At 67.6% G+C, this 19,844-nt stretch carries 18 protein-coding genes and 1 pseudogene; 14 read left to right on the top strand and 5 right to left on the bottom strand.

Annotation, left to right across the window (positions count from 1 at the left end):
* Positions 1–12: 12 nt before the first annotated feature.
* The 6 genes from G3I60_RS14565 (at position 13) to G3I60_RS14590 (ending at position 5,042) form a co-directional block, all read left to right on the top strand.
* Positions 13–621 carry a WhiB family transcriptional regulator gene (locus G3I60_RS14565; protein ID WP_164295337.1) on the top strand — a complete coding sequence of 203 codons (609 nt, stop codon included), beginning with the start codon at positions 13–15 and terminating at the stop codon, positions 619–621.
* Positions 618–2,120, top strand: coding sequence for a hypothetical protein (locus G3I60_RS14570; protein ID WP_239069822.1), 1,503 nt, complete (start codon positions 618–620; stop codon positions 2,118–2,120). The genes G3I60_RS14565 and G3I60_RS14570 overlap by 4 nt, the downstream gene beginning before the upstream one ends.
* A gap of 58 nt (positions 2,121–2,178) precedes the next feature.
* On the top strand, positions 2,179–2,370 hold the full coding sequence (locus G3I60_RS14575) for a hypothetical protein (protein ID WP_164295338.1): 192 nt from the start codon (positions 2,179–2,181) through the stop codon (positions 2,368–2,370).
* A gap of 88 nt (positions 2,371–2,458) precedes the next feature.
* Entirely contained in the window at positions 2,459–2,695 is a 237-nt protein-coding gene (locus G3I60_RS14580; RefSeq protein ID WP_343241311.1) for a hypothetical protein, read from the top strand.
* 212 nt (positions 2,696–2,907) lie between these two features.
* A complete protein-coding gene (locus tag G3I60_RS14585) occupies positions 2,908–3,309 on the top strand; it encodes a mobilization protein (protein WP_239069823.1) in 402 nt (133 codons plus the stop codon).
* A complete protein-coding gene (locus G3I60_RS14590; protein ID WP_203672912.1) occupies positions 3,306–5,042 on the top strand; it encodes a relaxase/mobilization nuclease domain-containing protein in 1,737 nt (578 codons plus the stop codon). The genes G3I60_RS14585 and G3I60_RS14590 overlap by 4 nt, the downstream gene beginning before the upstream one ends.
* Positions 5,043–5,450: 408 nt before the next feature.
* Here the strand turns inward: G3I60_RS14590 and G3I60_RS14595 are convergent, their stop codons facing one another.
* The 3 genes and pseudogenes from G3I60_RS14595 to G3I60_RS45420 form a co-directional block, all read right to left on the bottom strand.
* The gene (locus G3I60_RS14595; RefSeq protein ID WP_164607188.1) at positions 5,451–6,269 is read right to left on the bottom strand and encodes a DUF317 domain-containing protein; all 819 of its coding nucleotides are present in this window, start codon (positions 6,267–6,269) and stop codon (positions 5,451–5,453) included.
* Between the two features lie 37 nt (positions 6,270–6,306).
* Positions 6,307–6,563 (bottom strand): annotated as a pseudogene (locus tag G3I60_RS45415) (hypothetical protein); the annotation flags it as partial.
* A gap of 98 nt (positions 6,564–6,661) precedes the next feature.
* Positions 6,662–6,916: a DUF317 domain-containing protein gene (locus G3I60_RS45420; protein WP_239069824.1), complete on the bottom strand. Its 255-nt coding sequence runs from the start codon at positions 6,914–6,916 to the stop codon at positions 6,662–6,664.
* Positions 6,917–7,247: 331 nt separating this feature from the next.
* On the opposite strand from G3I60_RS45420, the gene G3I60_RS46395 reads away from it, so the two are divergent.
* From G3I60_RS46395 to G3I60_RS14635, 6 genes are all read left to right on the top strand, one after another.
* The gene (locus G3I60_RS46395; protein WP_275405954.1) at positions 7,248–7,379 is read left to right on the top strand and encodes a hypothetical protein; all 132 of its coding nucleotides are present in this window, start codon (positions 7,248–7,250) and stop codon (positions 7,377–7,379) included.
* A gap of 1,017 nt (positions 7,380–8,396) precedes the next feature.
* On the top strand, positions 8,397–10,919 hold the full coding sequence (hsdR, locus tag G3I60_RS14615) for an EcoAI/FtnUII family type I restriction enzme subunit R (protein ID WP_164295341.1): 2,523 nt from the start codon (positions 8,397–8,399) through the stop codon (positions 10,917–10,919).
* Between the two features lie 102 nt (positions 10,920–11,021).
* Positions 11,022–11,621 (top strand): hypothetical protein, encoded by a 600-nt coding sequence (locus G3I60_RS14620; protein WP_164295342.1) that lies wholly within the window; start codon positions 11,022–11,024, stop codon positions 11,619–11,621.
* On the top strand, positions 11,618–12,559 hold the full coding sequence (locus tag G3I60_RS14625) for a nucleotidyl transferase AbiEii/AbiGii toxin family protein (protein ID WP_164295343.1): 942 nt from the start codon (positions 11,618–11,620) through the stop codon (positions 12,557–12,559). The genes G3I60_RS14620 and G3I60_RS14625 overlap by 4 nt, the downstream gene beginning before the upstream one ends.
* Before the next feature lies 1 nt (position 12,560).
* On the top strand, positions 12,561–14,078 hold the full coding sequence (locus G3I60_RS14630) for a class I SAM-dependent DNA methyltransferase (protein ID WP_164295344.1): 1,518 nt from the start codon (positions 12,561–12,563) through the stop codon (positions 14,076–14,078).
* The gene (locus G3I60_RS14635; protein ID WP_164295345.1) at positions 14,075–15,205 is read left to right on the top strand and encodes a restriction endonuclease subunit S; all 1,131 of its coding nucleotides are present in this window, start codon (positions 14,075–14,077) and stop codon (positions 15,203–15,205) included. The genes G3I60_RS14630 and G3I60_RS14635 overlap by 4 nt, the downstream gene beginning before the upstream one ends.
* A 5-nt stretch (positions 15,206–15,210) precedes the next feature.
* On the opposite strand, the gene G3I60_RS14640 is transcribed toward G3I60_RS14635, so the two are convergent.
* Both G3I60_RS14640 and G3I60_RS14645 read right to left on the bottom strand, forming a co-directional pair.
* A complete protein-coding gene (locus tag G3I60_RS14640; RefSeq protein WP_164295346.1) occupies positions 15,211–15,879 on the bottom strand; it encodes a RadC family protein in 669 nt (222 codons plus the stop codon).
* Positions 15,880–15,895: 16 nt separating this feature from the next.
* Positions 15,896–17,617 (bottom strand): DUF262 domain-containing protein, encoded by a 1,722-nt coding sequence (locus G3I60_RS14645; protein ID WP_164295347.1) that lies wholly within the window; start codon positions 17,615–17,617, stop codon positions 15,896–15,898.
* Positions 17,618–18,362: 745 nt separating this feature from the next.
* On the opposite strand from G3I60_RS14645, the gene G3I60_RS14650 reads away from it, so the two are divergent.
* Complete coding sequence (locus tag G3I60_RS14650) at positions 18,363–18,740, top strand: hypothetical protein (protein WP_164295348.1); 378 nt, start codon at positions 18,363–18,365, stop codon at positions 18,738–18,740.
* Positions 18,740–19,813, top strand: coding sequence for a caspase family protein (locus G3I60_RS14655; protein WP_275405955.1), 1,074 nt, complete (start codon positions 18,740–18,742; stop codon positions 19,811–19,813). Before G3I60_RS14650 ends, G3I60_RS14655 begins: the two co-directional genes overlap by 1 nt.
* Positions 19,814–19,844 lie beyond the last annotated feature (31 nt).

Genomic DNA, 19,844 nt, shown 5'->3' on the forward strand with positions numbered 1-19,844 from the left:
TCGGAGACCACCATGCGCCACATCACCACCCACCACACGCCACCCACCGGCCTGCGCGCCATCGGCGACACCAGTTGGCACATCCGCGGGGCGTGCCACGGCATGGACGTCGAGGACGCCGACGCCGTGTTCTTCCCCGGGCCCCGGGACCACGAAGACATCGCCGAGGCGAAGGAGCTGTGCGGCTGGTGCCCGGTGCGCCGCGACTGCCTCAACTTCGCCTTGGAGAACGTCCTCAAGGAGGGCATCTGGGGCGGCCTGACCGAAGCCGAACGGCGCCCCTGGCACGACGGGTTGCACAAACGCACCGACTACGCCCGCGTCATCGCGTTCTTCAACGGGCGCGACGTGCACCTGACCGAGGACGAGCGCCAGGCCGTCATCGACCACGCCTACGTCCGCGGCTGGCGGACCGCCCGGCTCGCCGGCGCCCTGCAGATCAGCCCCAAGCACGCCCGTGACCTGCTGCGCCAAGCCGCCCTCAAGGTCTTCGACCGCGACCGCACGTACGGCGTGCCGAAGCCCAAGAAGAAACGGAAGCGCAAGCCGGCTGTCCCGACGACCACCCAGCAGCCGGCGGCGCCGGCCACGTTGCACGTCCCCCTCGGAAAGGTCGCATGACCCACCCCGCCCTGTCCCTTGGTGCCGCTCCGGATCTGCCACTGCTCCTCGCGATCGGCGCTCCCCTCGCCGCCCTCACCCTGGTGCTGACCGGGCGGGCGATCCGCCGTCAGATCGCCCGCCCGCAGAAACGTCTCGGCAGCCCGGCGGTCAAGGTCGCCGCCCTCGCCGCGCTCGGCTGCACCGCCTACAGCGCGGACACCTCGTGGCGGTTCGCCGCGGACTTCCTCGACATCGCCGGCACCGCCGAGCGCGTTGGGATGTTCGCGGCCGCCGAACTCGCGCTGTTCGCAACCGCCCTGATGGCTAGGGAACACTTGGCCAGCGAGGGGGCGCCGGGCCTGCCGGGCACGCTGGTCTGGGTGATCACTGGAGTGCAGGTGATCCCCGCCTACGCCGAGAGCGGGCCGGTCGGCGGCACGGTCCGGGCCTTCGTCGGGCCGATCATGGCGGCGGTGCTCTGGCACCTGGCCATGGGCATCGAACTGCGCCTGCGCACCCCGGGCGCCGCCTCCCACGGGCTGCTCACCACCTTGGGGCGGGAGGCGCACGAGCGGCTGCTGTCCCGCCTGGGCATCGCCGCCCGCGACCGCGACGCCGCACAAATCACCCGCGACCGGGCCACCTCGCGCGCGGTCGCTCTGGCCGCCCGCCTGGCCGAACGCACCCCCCAGCAACAGCAGGGACGGCGCGGACGACGCCTCACCAGGCGGCTGTCGAAGGCTCTGGGCAGGGCCTCGGTCGGCACCGACCCCCTCCAACGCGCCCAGCTGCTCGACCAACTCGCCGCCCGCCGGCACGCACTCACCCTCGCCACGGTCCCGCTCCCCTCCCCCTGGTCCCCGCACCACGGCAACGGAACGGCCACCACGGTCCCCACCCCGAACCCCTCCAGTAGGGCGGTCCCCATCGGCGGTCCCCGTCCCGCCGCACTGATCGGGGACCGGGGACCGCACAGGGAAAGGGGACCGGTCCCCGAAACCGAGGACCCTGACTCGGGGACCGAAGATGGCAGGACGAAGCGGGACCAGGGGTGCAACGGCAGTGCGGGGACCGACCGACCCGGGGTTGAAGTGGCAGCTCAGACCCCTGAATCGGCTCGGGGACCGGGTGGGACCGAGTCGGGGACCGACCCCACCGGGGACCGGTACCGCACGGGACCGAGCCAAGGACCGAACCCATTGGGGACCGGGGACCGGGCCACACCAACGCGGGGACCGACCCCACCGGGGACCGGGGACCGAGGCCGGGGAACAAGGTTCCTCTGCCGCGGAATCCGACCACGAAGGCCAAGGGCAAGCGCAGCGGCCGGTCCCGCAGCCCGCAGGCGCAGCGTCCGCCGCGCGGGTCGGAGCAGTCGGTGGACCAGCTCGCCCAGCAGGTCCGCCCCCACGTCCCGTCTCTGCTTGCACGTGACGGCAACGAAGCGGTTACCAGGGTCCAGCTGCGGGAGATCCTGCGGCGCGAGGGCCTGGCGGGCGGCCGGAACGAACGACTGAGCCTTGTCCTCCAGCAACTGCGGAGCGACAACACCACCCGGACCAGGAGCACTACCCGATGAAGACGTGCCACCAGTTCAAGACCGTCCGCGCGGAGTACGAGCGGGAGATCGGCTTCATGCTCGCCCACTCCGCACGGCACCAGGGCAAGCCAGCGGCGAAGTCCAGCGCGAAGCAGGCCGCATCGACCAAGGCACGGATGGCCCGGGCGCTCAACAGCCACGTCGGGCGCTGCCCCGAGTGCGGCTGAACCGGGCAAAACAGCAGTTCATCGCCCCTATCCGCCATGGGTGGCCCGGCTCGGCGCCGGGCTACCGGCCTGCTTAAGGAGGTACGCCGTGATACCGCGTCATCCCCGTTCATCCGAGCCCACGACCGCCGAGGCCGGCGCCTGGGCGGACGTCCTGGTCCGCCGACGGCTCCTGCACGCCGCCGTCCTCGGCCCGACCGCACAGTGGCTCATCCAACACCAGCCCGACGGACCCGTCCACGCCCTCGCAGGAGCAGCCGAGGTCGTCGAACTGGTCGCCACCATCCAGCACCGCACCCACTCCACGAGGCCCGCATCCCGATGACGAACCCGACCCAGAACGCCACCACCCCGGAACCCGCTCATGACCTCAACTCGGTTTCAGGGCGAGCAAGATGGAGGTTCGGACACTCCCCCGTCGGGGGTGCGTCCGAACCGGTCCCCGCCCCTGGGGTGGCGGGGACCGACCGGCACCAGGGGGCGCCGGACGGGAAGGCTGCGACCGAGGGCGGATCGCAGCCAGGAACCGCCCCAACGGTGCGGCCCAAGGGAAGAGCACGCCCGCGCGACAAGAAGCAGCGCCGCGCCCACAGCGTCCGCCTCAACCCTGCCGAACACGCCCTCATCCAAGCCGGAGCAGACACCGTCGGCATGAGCGTGGCCGGCTTCCTCGCCTATTGCGGCCTGGCCATGGCACGTGATCAATCCCGCACCGCCGTCGCGATCGCCACCGAGCGCGACGTGCTGACCGAACTGTTCGCCATGCGCCGCCAGCTCGGCTGGGCCGGCAGCAACCTCAACCAGGCCGCCACAGCACTCAACTCCGGCAGCGACGTGCCCCACCTGACAGACGTGATCGCCGACATCCACCGGGCGGCCGACGCTGTGACAGCCGCCGCCAACAGGGTGGCCAACCGGGAAGCAGGCGAGGCACCTTGATCCCCCAAATCCACAAGCAGGGAATCAACACGCTGGGACTGCTGCACTACCTCTACGGCAAAGGCACCCACGAAGAACACATCGACCCGCACCTCGTCGCCTCCTTCGATGGCATGTCCCCCGACCCCGGCCGGGACACGACCGTGACGAAGAAAGACCTGCAAGAACTGCTCGATCAGCCCCTCCACCTCCTCGCCGCGGACCAGCGACCCGACAAGCACGTATGGCACTGCTCCGTGCGTGCCGCACCCGACGACCCGATCCTTACCGACGAGCAATGGGCGGACATCGCCCGCCGCATCGTCGCCGCCACCGGCATCGACCCACACGACGGCGCGGGCTGCCGCTGGGCTGCCGTTCGTCACGCTGACGACCACATCCACATCATCGCCACCCTCGTCCGCGAAGATGGCCGCCGCCCCGACCACCACCGCTCCGGGAAGCGAGCCCAAGCCGAAGCGCGCCTCATCGAAAAGGAACTCGGACTCCACCGGGTCGTGCCCGGCGACGGCACCGCCGCCCAGCGCCCCACCAGCGCCGAACTCCACAAGGCCAAACGCCAGGGCCGCGAACGCACCGCCCGCGAAGAACTGCGCGAGACCGTACGGCGCGCAGTGGCGGGCGCGACCAGCGAGACCGAATTCTTCGACCGGCTCGCCGCAGCCGGCCTCCTGATCCGCAAACGCGCCGCGCCCTCCGGCGACCTCCTCGGCTACAAAGTGGCCCTACCGGACGACCGCAACAAAGACGGCGAGCCCGTGTTCTACCCCGGGGCACGCCTCGCCCCGGACCTATCCCTCCCCCGCATCCGAGAGCGCTGGTCCGCCGACCTCCACTCCGAGCGAATTCCGTCGACGGGCGCACCCGACGGCGCGACAGCCGGCAACCCGTCCGCCGCGCGCCGGCGGACCGCGTCGGCGGCCTGGACAGCGATCACGATCGTCGAGCACGGCAACGACCCGGAGGCCGCCGCCCACATCGCGGCGACCGGCGAGATCCTGGACGCGCTCGCAAAGACCTCCGCCGCCCACACCCGGCGCGAACTGCGCGACGCCGCAACCGCGTTCGAGCGCGCTTCGCGCTCCCACGTCCGGGCCCAACGGGGGCACGACCGTGCCCTGCGGCAGGCCGCCCGCGACCTCGTCCACGGCGGGCCCGCCCTGGGCCGCGGCGAAGACGGTGCAACGACCGCGATGGCGATCGACATGCTGTTCTTCCTCATCACCGCCACCGCGCACTGGCACGCCAAGAAGGGGCACGCGCAACAGGCCGCCGCCGCCCTCCAAACCGCCAACCACCTGCGGTCCGCCTACCAGGCCGCAGCCGCCCAACCGCTCGCAGTCCTGTACCAGCACGGGCGACGCCTGCACCGGCCGCTGCTCCAACGGCAGACGGCACTGCTGCGCGCAGCGGTGCCGGAGCTGGCCGAACGGATCCTCGCCGAACCCGGCTGGTACGCACTGGCCGCGACCATCGCCGAGGCCGAAGCCGCCAGCCACGACCCAGCAACCCTCCTAGCCGAAGCGGTGCAACGCCGTGAATTGGGCACCGCGGATTCGGTGAGCGAGGTCCTGGTGTGGCGGATTCGCCGCCTAGCCGATCTTCCAGCCGCCACCTCTGGAGCGCCCGAGCCCGGCACGGTGGAGCGCCTGTCCGCCGTGCGCCCTGCGACTCCCCGTCCCGCGTCACCCAATCGGTACAGCGGTGGGGAGGCGGCGGGCAACACACGGTGAGCCCTTCAAACTGGCCGACAAGAGGGGTACGGCGCTGTACCGCTACCGGGGACGGAAACACCCCTTGAGCCAGTTGGGGGGAGTCTGTGCTGGGGCGTCGCTGACGTCCACCAACACTGTCGCCACCGTGGGCACCCTGGGGTTCGGCGGTTCTGCCTCGCCCGTGCCGGCCACCGCAGCGGGTTCCGCTGTGCAAACTGCCTGAAGTGCTGAACGCGTCAACACGAACGGCGGTCAGCGACGGCCCCGGGGCACGAGGCCCTCTCATGCCCAGCCCAGCTGCATGTTGTGACGATGACGCAAAGAGCGGGTCCCTGACTGCACGGCTCATCCGAGCGCCAGAGGAGCAAAGGAGCCCGGCCTTCCCCTTCGGGAAGACCGGGCTCCGCACGAGAGCGTCCTCGGACGCTAGGCCGGGGCCCGGAGCAGTCGCTCCCGGGTGGCCTCGGGCAGCACACGTCGCAGGACCGGTGCGGTCGAGCTGAGGGAGGCGGCGAAGGCGGCGACGAGATCGTGGGGCACGCTGGCGCCGAATGACGCCGCCCACAGGCACGGTGCGCCCAGCACGGGCTCGGCCCACGCCTGCCACCCGGCCAGGCCCGCTTCATCCGCCTCGGCGGTCAGAGCGCGCGGGTCGGCATCCTGGATGAGGGGCGGCACCTCGCCGAGGCTGAGGTATGAGGTGAACGACGGGTCCATCGCTCCCGTGTGGGGCTGGTCGATGTCGCGGAGCCAGCCGTGGCCGGCGACTGCGTCGAGGACCATCTCGGGGCCGGCCAGCGGCACGGCGGGCTGGGCGCGGGCGTCGAGCGCGACGAGGAAGTCGACGAGGACCTCCCCGGGAATGTCGGGGGTGAAGTAGGCCGACCACGCGGCAAGCGGGCTGCTGGTGTCCGCGCGAGCGCAGACCTGCCAGGCGATCGGCAGGTCCCCCAGGTAGAACGGCTCATCCGCCAGAACCCACTGGGCCCAGCGCAGCGTGTCCGGGCTGATGTGCAGGACGGTGCTGCGCAGGACCTGCCGGTCGCCTTCCGCCTCGTCCAGCTCACGCCGTCCGCGCACGATCGTCAGGCTCGTCCAGCCCAGGCCGACGAGGGCATCGGCGACGGCGTCGTAGAAACGATTGTCGTCACCGGCCAGGTGCCGGGGGCCGACCCAGTACGCGGGCAGAGCACCGTGCGGGGCGGGCGGGTCGATCGGATACTCGGGGTGCAGGAGCGCCTCCAAAGGCTAGGTGCGGTTCTACTGGCCGTTTGCGGTGCGGCGGGGGTGTCTGGACGGGGCCCTGCCAGGTCAGGGCGACGGCGACCTCAGGTGGCAGATGACCGAGCTGGATGCCCGCATCACGCTCTTTCGCGAGTTAGACGACGGGACGACCGGTCTCGTCCATGGACGGCACGACCTGCGCGAGACGGTGCGCCACGGGGAAGAACGGGTCATCGCCAGCCGGACCGCAACGACCCGGTCGCAGACAGACAAACGGTCCATGAGATCGCCGACGGTCAACTGCCTCACGGGCAGCCTCCAGGGTGAGGGAGAACGGTGTGGGGTGGGACCGCCATGCCGTCGGCAGTCAGAGAGCAGCCTCTGCGGGAGGACTTCCGACTGGAGCCTCCGGTTTATAGGCGCGGGGAGGTCGCCAGCACGCGCGCCACAGCGGTGGCGACGATATCGGCCGGGGTCTCGGTGTCGAAGGACAGGTAATATCCGCGCACCTTGGCCGCGCCGGTGAGGGCGACTTTCCATCCCTCGCCGTCGGTGCCAGGGCGGCCGAGCGGGAACGAGCCGAGGTAGAAGCGGCCGTCCATCGAGCTGACGTGCACGTCCTCGCGGTCGTCCACGATGAGGTTGCGTCCTCGGCGGAGAACGTTCAAGACGCGCGGGCTGGCCAGGACCGAGCGGCCACTCTCGCCGCCGTAGTGCTTCTACAGTCTTTGAGAAGCCAGGCTAGCGAGGGCTTGCGCGAGCCTCGGCCACGAGCAATCGCCTGTCTGACCTGGCGTTTCTAGCAAGGACGTCCAGGTTGGCATGCCCTCTCGCACGTTGGCCAGTCTTTCCGCGATCTTTCATGTCTGCCCCCGGCGAACTGTTCAGACCGGCCTCCGGTATGACGGAACACCCGCACCTTATGCTCCTGCCGCGCACTGGTTGGTGCCCCGATACCCGGCGCCGGGAGCGGTCCAGGCCCATGCCACTGCGAGCCGCATGATCCCCACACTCGTCCCCGACGAGCCGCCGCTCACTTACGCCGACAGCTTCGACCTGACTGTCCTTGTCAGCAGCGGACCCCCGGATAGGCCGCGCAAGCAGCAGCGGACGGCCGCGCACAAGGCGTAGGCAGGTTCGGACGGGTTCCCGGCGACCGACGGCTGGTACGCCCCGACCCCCACGTGTCGGGTGATCATCAAGGCTGCTCCCGAGGTTGGCCGTGACGTCACCCCGCATCTGCGGAACCAGCCGCGCTGCGCGTACCGGGAAACTGGTCGTCCGAGTCTCCCCGCTGCCGCGCCCAACGACCCGCCCATGACGCGAGGCCGGGGTGTAACGATCCGGGCGTCTCCGCCTTGTTCGTGAACATTCACCGGCGCCATCGGGCCAAGGGTCAGATAGTCAAGATCACCGCTGCAGCCTTTTCACTGAGTGAACAGAGTGGGCGTTCACTCAGTGAACGCTTTTCCCGTTCACTCAGTGAACGGCTGGAGTTTCGCTGGGCACTGTCGGCAACGCAAACATCGTGCTTCTGCGCGCTTGACCTATCACCCACTGTTCAAGCGGAACTCCACAATAAGACTCTGACCTGCGGAAACGCGTGGACATCCAGCACTGATCCAGCACGGTCGAAACTTGTCAAGTGTTCACGCTGCGGAGCCGAAGTCACTCCGAGTCCATCACGACCGAGCGCAACGATCCCATACCTCGGGGGCCAGGGGGCCGTAGCAGTCGAAGCGAAGGAGCGCCGCAGAGAGCGCGGGGGTCCATTCGCGTGCCGTCGGGCTAGGTGACGCCAGCCGCAATCTGCGCCTTTCGGAAGTATTGGAGCAGGTTGTAACCGTAAGCGTGACCCACTTCCCGCGCTCCCTCGGCGTGTAGAACCTCAACCACCCGCGGGCGACCGGCGTTGTCCTCGAACTCAAGAGGGATTGACCGTCACATCACCTCATGCTCATGACGTTCGTCGACTCAGGACCGTCCGCAGCGCAGACGGCGAGGCGCGGATTACCACCTCCGGCCAGCCCGCCCACGGGCTCCCGCGACTCTGCCGAACTGGCAGTTCCAGAGGCAAAAACGCCCGAAGCGATGACTGATTCCGCTCTCTGGTCACAACTGTCAGAGACATGCAGTAAATCTGGTCCCATGACCTTCGGTTCGTATCAGATGACCGAGGACGAGACGTGCAAGCGGTTCGTCCTTCCGGCACTCGCGGCCTCCGGGTGGGCCACTCGGCAGATCAGATCTCAGTACGGGATCAACAACGGACAACTCGTGCCGACCAAAAGGCGTCACCGCAAGGGAAGGCCGCTGGTCGCCGACTACGTCCTAGAGTACGTCGCGGACGTTCCGATTGCCGTGGTAGAGGCCAAGCGGTACCGGCTCAGCGCGGAGAACGGGGTCGAGCAGGCTCGGCGTTACGCACGCAAGTTGGGACTGCGGTTCGCCTACGCCACCAACGGCCGTGACATCGTGGAGATCGATTTCAGCGACCCGAAGCGGTCGGTGATCCGGGACATCCAGAAGTTTCCCTCCCCGCAGGAGCTCTGGGAGCGGTTCCTTCAGGACCAGGGCGTGGGTGACACAGCGCTGGGCGAGCGACTCCTCTCGACCCTGTACGACTACACGCTGCGCAACTCCGACAGCACATCCCAGCGGCCCCGGTACTACCAGCGGGTGGCCGTGACACGGGCGTTGGCCGCTCTGGCCCGCGACGAGCGGCGCATCCTGCTCGTCCTGGCGACGGGCACGGGCAAGACCATGCTCGCGCTCCAACTGGTGGCTCGGCTGATGAACGCCCCCGAGGCTTTCGGCGGCAGGAAGCCACGTGTGCTGTACCTCGCGGACCGCAACATGCTCGTCGATGATCCCAAGGACCGCTACTTTCAGGAAGTGTTCGGAAAGGACGACGTCCACAAGATCACGGGAGGTCAGGCCAAGCGCGGACGGAAGGTCTACTTCGCCCTCTACCAGACCCTGGAGCACGGTGCGCCGGGAGAGGAGTTGTACCGGCAGTACCCGAAGGACTACTTCGACGTCGTCATCGTGGACGAGTGCCACCGAGGGAGCGCCGCCAGTGACGGTCGCTGGCGGAGGATCCTTCAGCACTTCTCGCCGGCCGTACAGATCGGCCTGACCGCCACGCCGGTCGCCGACGACAGGCGGAAGACCGACACCTACGAGTACTTCGGCAACCCCGTCTTCACGTATTCACTCAAGGACGGCATCGAGGACGGGTTCCTCTCGCCGTACCGACTGCGCCGGGTCCGGCTGAACGTGGACGTGGAGGGGTTCCGCCCCCGACCAGGTGAGACGGACATCTACGGGCGGGAGATCCCCGACAATCTCTACGGCCCCAAGGACTACGAGCGGGTCATGGTGATCCTCGAGCGGACCGAGTTGGCGGCGCGCTACCTCCTTGATCATCTGCGCGCCACGGCCGAGGAGGGGCGGTTTGGAAAGACGCTGATCTTCTGCGAGAACAACGACCACGCGGCCCGTATGCGGACGGCGCTGTTCAACTCCGCCCCCGAGGAGGTCGCAGCGCTTCCGGACTTCGTCAGGCGCATCGTCGGAGATGACGGTTCGCACGGTGGCGAGGCGCTGGAGGAGTTCCGCAAGGCGGACAGCAACGAGCCGGTCATCGCGGTGACGTCGAAGCTGCTGTCGACGGGGGTGGACATGCCACCTGTGCGGAACGTGGTGCTGTTCCGGCGGATGGCCTCTATGCCGGAGTTCAAGCAGGTCATCGGCAGGGGCACTCGGCTCTGCCCAGAGATCGGCAAGGAGTCGTTCGACATCATCGACTTCGTCGAGGCGTCGCGACTCTTCGACGACCCGGCCTTCGACGGGCCACCGCTCAAGGTGGTCAGGGACTGGATCGACGAGCAAGGCGGGGTGGTGGACTCCGAGGATCTGACACCTTCACCTGAGGCCGGGCCGGATGCGGACGCCGAGTCGGCCGCGGAACCCGAGGCGGAGTACGCACGGCAGGACGGCGGTGTGTTCGGCACCGATGGCGACCCCGCGGCAGGGGCGCAGGACGGCGACATCACCGACGACGAGGAGATCGAGAGGATTCTCTCTCGCTCCAGGGACCGGTACACGGTCAAGGATGTCGACGTCTACAAGGTGGGTGAGCTGCGGTACATCCTCAAGGACGACGGCAGGCGACTCCAGCTGGTGACCGTGCAGCAGTGGGTACACGACCGCGTTTTGGAACTGGACCTCGATCCGGCCCAGCTGCGCACGCAGTGGGCGCAGGCGAAGAGCCGCGCCGCTCTGATGGAGGCGCTGAAGTCCGCGCAGATCGACGCCGAGCGCCTACCCGAGGAGTTGGGCAGGCGCGAGGTGGACCCCGTGGACCTGCTGGTGTCCGTCGCCTGGGAGGGGCTGGCCGTCGTGAGTCGGGACGAACGGCTGACGTGGTTCCGCCGGGAGCACGCGGAATTCCTGGACTCCTTCGGGCCCCGAGCCAAGGAGGTGCTCGAAGCGATGCTCCTGAAGTTCGAGGAGTCGGGCTCGCCGCAGCTGAAAGTGGAGACGCTCAGGGTGCCGCCGTTCACCGAGATGGGACGGGTGGCGGAGCTGACCAGCCGGTTCGGGGAGCCAGGTAAGGCACATCAGGCCATCGACGATCTGGCGGCCCGGCTACTCACCGCGGTCTGACTTGCGCGAGGCGTAGAAATACAAGATGGCTTTACTTTGATGTTAGAATGGCACATTGAAGTAAAGCCAGCTTTGTGTTTTCAGCACTGCTACGCTGAGGAGGTGCTCAGAGATCGTACGGATACCCGCGCCGCGCTCTGGCGGATCGCTGCCGGGCAGCGGGGGTACTTCACCGCCGCTCAAGCCCGGACGGCGGGATACTCATACCAAGCCCAGCGCTACCACGCGCAGCACGGCAACTGGCTTGCCGTCGACCGGGCCATCTACCGCTTCCGCGAGTTTGCGGACCTGCCGAGCGATGGCGATGAGCAGTTCGTCCGCTGGTCGCTGTGGAGCAAGGGTCGTGCGGTGGTTTCCCACACCAGCGCCCTTGCGGCTCATGACCTGGGAGTGGCCAACCCCTCACGCATCCATCTCACCGTGCCGCACGGCTTCCGCCAGAGCACGGACACCGCAATCCTGCACCACGCCGAACTCGGCGACGGAGACAGCGAGGGGCGTACCGGGTACCGGGTGACGACACCGCTGAGGGCGCTGGCGGAGAGTGCGGCTGACGGGGCGGACCAGGACGTGCTCGAATCCGCGGTGTCCGAGGCCCTGGAGCGCGGCGTGATCACCCGCCGGAAGCTGATGCACGCAGCCCAACTGTGCGGACCGCGGTCCGAACTGGGAATCGAGCGCGCACTCGGGGCGCTGTCGTGACCGGCCGATACCGGGACGCCGCCGATCTGCGGCGGGCGCTGGAGGTGCGACTCAAGCAGGAGGCCGCCGAGACAGGAACGGACCTGGCTCGTCGCCGGCGGCTGGTCGTCTTCGACCGCCTCGCGGCCCGGCTGGCCGAGGACCGCACCAGCGGCTGGGTACTGAAGGGTGGAGCCGCTATGGAGTTCCGTTTCACCGGACGCGCGCGCACCACCAAGGACCTGGACCTGGCCGTACGGCCTGAGCCGGTCAGCGGGGGTCTTGACGGGGATGCGGTCCGTGACCTGCTCATCGAAGCTCTGGACCTCGACCTGGACGCCGACGGGTTTCGTTTCCGTGTCGCCGCGCCAGTGGCCCTCAAAGCGGATGTCGCGGGACGGGGCGGGTGGCGCTTCTCCGTCGAGGCGCACCTGGCAGGGAGACTCTTCGCCGGTGTCAGGGTGGACGTGGTCGACCGTGGCGAGGAGATCACACTCACGGAGCGCCTGCGACTCCCCAACACACTGGAGTTCGCCGGGGCACCAGCCCGTGCGATCGAGGCAGTCGACCGGCGTCAGCACTTCGCGGAGAAACTCCACGCGCTCACACGCGACTACGGGGATCGGCCCAACACCCGAGTCAAGGACCTAGTGGACCTCGTACTCCTGATCGAGAGCGGGCTCTCCGGCGACGTGGACCTGCTGAAGGCCGTGCGACACGTGTTCGCGGTGCGGGCCACGCACGGGGTTCCCTTCGTCCTTCCTGATCCACCTCCGCGGTGGCGGGACGACTATCCGGAGATCGCCGGGGAACTGACGACCCATATTCCACCGACCCTTGACGCCGCGATGGCCCTGGTCCGCGAGATATGGACCCGCACGCTGGCCAAGGGCTCTGCCAAGGATGACGAAGACATCGCATTTCCGGGACGGAACGAGCAGAAGGATCGACTGAACTGACATGGCAGCGACCAGAAGGAAAGCGGCAGAGAAGGCACCCGTCACCACTCAGGGTCGCCTTGCGTCCCTGATCAAGTCCGCGCGCGACACCATGCGCAAGGACGCCGGCATGAACGGCGACCTGGACCGGTTGCCGCAGCTGTCCTGGCTCCTGTTCCTCAAGGCGTTCGAGGAGCGCGTCGAGGAGGAGGGCGAGGCGCTGGACCCGGGCGGATACCGCCGGGCGATCGAAAAGCCCTACCGCTGGACGGACTGGGCGACGGACGAGGACCTCAGCGGCAACGAGCTGAAGACCTTCGTCAACGACGACCTCATCCCCTACCTGGCGGGCCTGGACAAGGAGGCCGACCGGGGAGCAGAGGACCCGCGCAACGTCATCTCGCTGATCTTCAAGGATGTCGTCAATCGCATGCAGTCGGGCACGCTGCTGCGCGACCTCGTGAACATCGTCAACAAAATCCACTTCGTCTCGCACGACGACATCCACACCATGGCGTTCGTCTACGAGTCAATCCTGCGGGAGATGCGGGACGCTGCCGGCGACTCCGGCGAGTTCTACACTCCGCGCCCCGTCAACCGCTTCATGGTGCGGCAGTCGTTCCTCGAACTCGGCGAGACGATCCTCGACCCGGCCTGTGGGACCGGCGGATTCCTGGTGCAGGCCCACGAGGAACTGGAGGGGAGGGTCAAGACCGAGACACAGCAGCGTGAGCTCCACGCGAACCTTAAGGGCATCGAGAAGAAGCCGCTGCCGTATCTGCTGGCCTCGATGAACCTGCTCCTCCACGGCGTGCACGCCCCTCGCCTCCGCCGGGAGAACTCGCTTCTCACCATGCGGAACTCTCAGGCGGCGGACAAGGTGGATGTGGTCCTCACCAATCCGCCGTTCGGCGGGGAGGAGGAGTCGTCGGTGGTCACGGCCTTTCCGTCCGCATTCCAGACGCAGGAGACGGCTTGGCTCTTCCTGTACTCGATCTTGGACCAGCTGAAGCTGGGTGGCCGCTGTGCGATCGTCCTGCCGAACGGTTCACTCTTCGCCTCCGGTGAGAGCTCGATCGGCGCGAAAATCAAGAAGAAGCTGATGAAGGAGTGCAACCTGCACACCGTAGTCCGGCTCCCACAGGGCGTTTTCGCGCCGTACACGCAGATCCCGTCCAACATCCTCTTCTTCGAGAAGACCGGCCCTACTCGGGACGTCTGGTTCTACGAGATCCCCCTCCCGGAGGGGCGCCGCAGCTACACCAAGACGAAGCCGCAACGGCTTGAGGAGTACGACGACTGCGTGGCCTGGTGGGGCGGCAAGACGCGCGAGGGCCGCGAGGCGGGGGAGCGCGCGTGGTCAGTCTCGGCCGCGGAGATCATCGCGGACGGGTATCACCTAGACCGCACGAACCCGCACATCGGCGACGAGCTAGCTCATCGCACGCCGGAGGAGCTGGTGGACGAGCTCGCGAAGACGGAGGAAGAGATCCTCGGATTGCTGAAGGATCTTCGGTCAAACCTGGGGGCGGCGGGGTGAACCAGGTTGTGCGAGTTGGTGACGTGTTGCGGATGGATCGGGAACTCGTCGATATTCAGCCCGAGCAAGAATACCGAGCCTTCGGGATGAGGTCGTTCGGGCGCGGCACAATCCGGTACGCGCCAACGATTGGGAGTCGCCTGACCAAACTCCCGCACTTCAACTTCAAGTCCACAGCGCTCGTTCTGAGCAACATCAAGGCTTGGGAAGGCGCTGTCGGGGTTACAGATGAAGAGGACGCTAATTGCGTCGCCTCCAGTCGATTCCTTTTCTACGTACCAAAGGGGGAGGAGGTGGATGTCCGATACATGCGCTATTTTTTCCTTACAAGGGAAGGCCTAGCGGAGATCGGTAAGGCGTCACGTGGGTCAGCCGACAGAAATCGAACCCTGAGCATCAGAGCATTCGAACAGATCAAAATTTCACTCCCTCATCCCATCGAGCAACGTCGCATCGCCGACAAGCTCGACGCGGCGATGGGCAGTATTACCCGTGTGGCGCAGCTGAAGAAGGAGTCGGGCTCGCTCGTGCAACAGCACGCGGATTCGCTCCTCCGTTCTGTGGACCAGGTTGCGACCCTTGGCTCCGCTCTACGCGTCGACCAGGACTTTGTCGGTGTCTCGTCAGACGAGAAGTACGCCGTCACCGGCATCTACAGCTTCGGTAAGGGGCTCATCAAGCGTCCCGTCATTCAGGGCTCCGAGACCGCGTATCCGCGATTCGCGCGCCTGCGTAAGGGCCAAGTCGTGATGAGCAAGCTGAACGCATGGGAAGGCGCGCTGGCTGTCGTCGACGAGCGCTTCTCGGGTACTTTCGTCTCGCCCGAGTACCCGGTCTTCAGCCTGAATACCGAGGCAGCGGACCCCGAGTACATCGGACACCTCCTCGCGTGGCCGGATCTGTGGTCAAGGCTGACACCTCGCGGCTCAATGGTGCGGCGTAAGCGCACTACCCCGGCAACCCTGCTCACCACGGAGGTTCCCCTCCCGTCACTACCGGAACAGCGCCGCATCGCGGAGCGTCTCACCCTGGCCCGGGGGGTCGCCCAGTTCGGCGCCCGGCAGGTCGCCGACCTGGAGACGCTGCGTAAGGGACTGCTCGTCGCCGCCTTCTCCGGACGCCTGTAGTCGGGTTAATCGGACGGGACCCGCCGCCATCCCGAATCCGTGACCACCACGTGGTCGAGGAACCGCAGGCCGACCGTCTCCGCCCCCGCCATAAGGCGGGAAGTCGTGAGGCGGTCGGCGTCGCTCGGCGTCAGGCGGCCGGAGGGGTGGTTGTGGGCGACGCCGAACGCGGCACCGCCGAGGGCGAGAACACGCGCCAGGGTGTCGCGAACCGGGACGAGAGTGCGGTCGGACGCTCCGTCTGTGAGGACGGAGGCGCGGAGGACCGCGCCCGTCCCGTCGCACGTCACCAGGACAGCTCGCTCGTGACGCAAGCCACGGAGAAGGGGGCTCGCGACAGCCGCCAGGTCGGCGGAGCCGGAAACCCGCCGCAGGCCGGGAGCCTGCTGCACCGCCGCCCGCCGTCCCAACTGGAACGCTGCCGCGATCCGCGCCGCTTTCGCCGGGCCCACACCCGGCAGACCGGCGGCGAGCTCATCGGCAGGGACGCGCGAGAGCGCGTGCAGCCCACCGTGTCGGGCGATCAACCGTCCCGCCAGCTCCACAGCGTCCTGGCCAGCCAGGCCAGCCCCCAGCAGCAGTGCGAGAAGCTCCCGGTCGGACAGCGCCTCCGCACCCCGGTCGAGCAGCCGTTCTCGTGGCCGATCCTGCGCCGGGACCTCCCTCATGCGCATGCCGATCAGGCCCGGCTCAGTCGACCGAGTCGCGGTCGAACGGCTCCGCGTCGTCAGGTACGGGGTCGGGCTCCTCGGACTCCTCGGCGCCCATCGACGTGACGTCCGGCCTCGACCCATCGCTGCCCTCGGCCGCCGATCCGATCAGGTTGATCAGACGCGCGTGCAGGGTCCGCGAGCGAGCTTTCAGGAAGCCCTCGTAGTCATCTCGCAGAGCAGCCTGGTAGGCGTCCTCCTCGACGAGACAGGTCCGCAGCCGAGCTCTCAGAGTGTCCTCGCCGTGCCAGTCGATCAAGTCCTTGAGATACACGGAGGGCGGAGAGTCGGAGACGTTGTTGTTGGTGATCGCGCTCAACATGATCAGGTTTCCGCACACGTTCGCCCGAGCCGCGCTCACTCCGCGTCGCCTCAAAAAGGCGCGTGGGAAGAAGTGGTGGAACTGCTTGTCGTTCTGCCCGGCCAGCGCCTTATCGGTGTCGATGGCTTGACCGGTGTTGAGGTCCACCGGCTTCTCGTACGACATCAGCAAGACGTGCAGCTTGGTTGGCGCGTTGGCGCGTGAGAACTGCGTCCGCTGCCAGAGCACGTCGCGCGGCAGGGCTGCCCCGGTCTCGATCTCCGTCGCCTGGCCGGCGGCGAAGGCGCTCACCGCGTCGAGGTCGGCCGTCATCTGAGACTCGCGCCAGCCCTTGAAGTACTCGCTGCTCGCCGTCAGCCAGAACCACCGGCCGATCGCCGCGTATTGATCGGCGGACGGCTTGGGGAGCTGCCGGAACAACTCCACCAGGACCGCGAACTGGTTGTAGTACGGCAGAGCCTCGGCGCGAGGGGTCCGGACCTGAGTGAAGAGGAAGTCGACCGCTCGAGCGGCCGCTTTACCGGCCTCGCTCACCGCGTCCTGCAACTCCGCACGGTCGAGACGCCGCAGGTCCTGGATGGACTTGGTGGAGAACCCCAAGCCAGCGGCTGCGGAGATCGTGCGGAGCATCGTCTTGGTGTCGACCCGGCCGTACCGCTTCCGGTCGAGGACCTGCAGCAGCCGTTCGATCTCCTCCTTGAGGTCGAAGTCGCTCGACCAGGTCCCGGCGCGCACAAGATCGACGATGTCCATCCTCGTGCCCGTGCTGTTGATCCGCTCGAAGATGCGGGCCGAGTCCTCCTCGGTGACCTCGAGCATGGTCACGACCGGTACCTGGTATCCGCGGAACTGATCGCTCAGTGCCTGGGCGCGCCGCACGTGCTCGTCCGTCGGTTTATCCCTCAACACCCACGCCATCATCGAGCCCGCCGAGTCCAGGTCACGCACGGGAATGACGTGCGCACCGACCGGGGTCTCCTCCGTGAGGTACAGGAACTCCTCACTGGCCAGGTCGAATCCGATCCTCCACCGTGCCCCCTCACCGTGCATCGCGCCCACGAGACTGGCCAGCCGCTGCTGTCCATCGATGACGTACTGCACCGGAGCCCCGGATACCTGCGGAACGGCGGTCAACCCAGCAATCTCGTGACCGCTAGCCAGCCTCCGGTCGGACGTACGCCACATCAGCAGACTGCCGATGGGATAGTTCCGGCGGACCGAGTCCAGAAGATAGAGCACTTGTTCTGGCTCCCAGACGAACGCCCGCTGGTACTTCGGCAGAACGATCTCTCCGGACAGCACGCGGTGCGCGAGCGTCGCGATCGGCGAAATCGTCGGCTCGGGCGCTGTGACGCGCCCGGAGCCCCGAGATGACCCCATTCTTCCGCCCCTCCACTGCTGTGCCTGCTCGCCTGTGCAGCTGTCGAGACGAGTCTAGAAGTCAGCGCTGACAATCCGCCGACCACGTCGGTGGAACGCCGCGCAGGGACGCAGTCCCCCTGCGTGCCAGCTTGCCTCACAGACACCCAGCACGATCCCAGCACAGTAGAGGTGAGCAGGGGTGATGACAGGTGACGAGGGGTCAGCTATCCCAGCACCATCCCAGCGCGGGAAAAAGCTAGGGGCCCGACTCGAAAGGGTCGGACCCCTTTTGACCTGCATGTTTGCCAGATCAGCGACGTGGTGGTATATCGCCCACTACACGTTGAAGCGGAAATTAGTACGGAGCTCCCACCTGCGGTGACTGAGTCCTGACGGGGGTCATCCCAGCACGATCCCAGCACGGGAGCTCTATCCCAATCTAGGCTCGGCGACAGGACCCGCCGCATCTCCCCGGAGAGTGCCCCGCCGACCGGCTCGCGCTCCACCTGCCCCACCCCGTCCTCCTCCCTCACCGCGCTCAGAGCATCGTGCCACCACCGTCAGGCCGAACAAGTAGGCGTCCTGCGCGGCGAGGGCGATCACCTCGCGAAAACAGCTACCTCGGCCGCTCCACCTGGTCCAGGCAGCCACAGACCTGGGCTCTGGGCTACTCCCAAAGGCCTCACGCCGCGGGTGACGAACCATTAAACTCCGCCCTATTACCCGTGAACTTCCGAGGTACTTGACGACCCGTGGGGACGACATGGAATTGACGATCCAAACCGACGACGGTGCGGGCACCGATCTCTACCGCTGGCTGCTAGAGGACCCCGAAGCGGCCGCTTACGCATCTGGGGTCACCCCTGCGGCCATGAATCCGGCCGGCGGCGAGATGGGGATCGGCTTCGACGTCCTCAATCTGGTGATCCCCAACGTTATCGCCCTCAGCAGTCTCGTCACCTCGATCGCGACCTACCGTCTCCAAACCCAGCAGAGCACGGGTACGGCGCCTAGCGTGAGCGTCAGCCACATAGGTATAAGGGTCGTCGTGGTGGGAGACGGTAACGAGGCGGTGGCGCAACTCACACAAGCGGTCGGATCCTCACAGGCGTCCTCCGGGGTGACTCCCACCACCCCGTGATGCCTCCACGGCTGCCCGACCCGAGGGCCTCTCGCGCCGTGCTTGTCGGTGTGTCCCGATACTCGGCGATGCCTGAGGACAGACAGCTGCCCGCGGTGCAGAACAATCTCGGGCGGTTGGCGACGCTCCTCGGCGAACCGAGGATCTGGGGCTTGCCTCCCGAACACTGCGTGGTCCTGCACCAGCCCGATGAAGCCGATGCCGTGATCAGCGCTCTGCAGACGGCAGCCCGGGAAGCGACGGAGTCGCTGCTCTTTTATTACGCCGGCCACGGGCTCACCGACCCCCTCATCGACGACGAACTACACCTGGCCTTGCCGAACAGCCGCGAGCCGGCGGGCATCCATCTCGCCCTGCGCTACCAGAACGTACGGGCCGAACTGCTGCGCGCCACGGCGGTACCGCAGAAGGTGGTGATCCTCGACTGCTGCTGGAGCGGCAAGGCCCTAAAGGGCGGCACCATGGGCGCGGACGATCTCGCGGCTGTCGCGGCCATCAAGGGCACCGCTGTGCTCACCGCCTGTGCGTCCACCGCCAAGGCCCTCTCCCCTGCCGGTGAGGACTGCACCGCGTTCACCGGGGCCCTAACGCAGATCCTGTACGAGGGAATTCGCGGGGGGCCTCGCGAACTCGACGTCGCAACCCTCTTCCGAAGCCTGGACAGTCGGCTCGGCAGCGAAAACCGCCCCCGCCCACAGCTCGCCACCACGGGATCCGGATCGGGCCTCATGCTGGCGAAGAACATCTGGCAGGAGCCCGCCCGATCAGCGGAGTCACGGGAAGTCGGGGCACCGCCCGTACCGGATGTCGTAGGGCCGCTGGTGCCGGTCGATCAGCACGCGCGCCGACGCATTCAGGAACTGCTGCGAACTGGCCGCTACGAGGCAGCCCAGGAGTTGCGGCTACGTCTTGCCGTGGCCGGGGACACCATCGCGCTCCGGGACGTGGTGGCTCAACTCCGGCGCAAGGGGAACTATCGGTCCGCTGCCCAGCTGGAACGGGCTGTCCCCGGCGGCGAGGCGGCACAGCTGGTACTTCGGCGGCTGCGAGACGGCAGCCTTCGGGAGCTCTGAGCCGCTTCGGGCACAGCTCTCCCTCGCGATG

The sequence above is a fragment of the Streptomyces sp. SID13666 genome (assembly GCF_010548325.1).
Classification (GTDB): Bacteria; Actinomycetota; Actinomycetes; order Streptomycetales; family Streptomycetaceae; genus Actinacidiphila; species Actinacidiphila fildesensis.

Coding starts and splice junctions, on each gene's coding strand:
- G3I60_RS14630 (WP_164295344.1), top strand. CDS start 12,561: ATGGCAGCGACCAGAAGGAAAGCGGCAGAGAAGGCACCCGTCACCACT.
- G3I60_RS14570 (WP_239069822.1), top strand. CDS start 618: ATGACCCACCCCGCCCTGTCCCTTGGTGCCGCTCCGGATCTGCCACTG.
- hsdR (WP_164295341.1), top strand. CDS start 8,397: ATGACCTTCGGTTCGTATCAGATGACCGAGGACGAGACGTGCAAGCGG.
- G3I60_RS14655 (WP_275405955.1), top strand. CDS start 18,740: ATGCCTCCACGGCTGCCCGACCCGAGGGCCTCTCGCGCCGTGCTTGTC.
- G3I60_RS14650 (WP_164295348.1), top strand. CDS start 18,363: ATGGAATTGACGATCCAAACCGACGACGGTGCGGGCACCGATCTCTAC.
- G3I60_RS14645 (WP_164295347.1), bottom strand. CDS start 17,617: ATGGGGTCATCTCGGGGCTCCGGGCGCGTCACAGCGCCCGAGCCGACG.
- G3I60_RS14640 (WP_164295346.1), bottom strand. CDS start 15,879: ATGCGCATGAGGGAGGTCCCGGCGCAGGATCGGCCACGAGAACGGCTG.
- G3I60_RS46395 (WP_275405954.1), top strand. CDS start 7,248: ATGATCCCCACACTCGTCCCCGACGAGCCGCCGCTCACTTACGCCGAC.
- G3I60_RS14575 (WP_164295338.1), top strand. CDS start 2,179: ATGAAGACGTGCCACCAGTTCAAGACCGTCCGCGCGGAGTACGAGCGG.
- G3I60_RS14565 (WP_164295337.1), top strand. CDS start 13: ATGCGCCACATCACCACCCACCACACGCCACCCACCGGCCTGCGCGCC.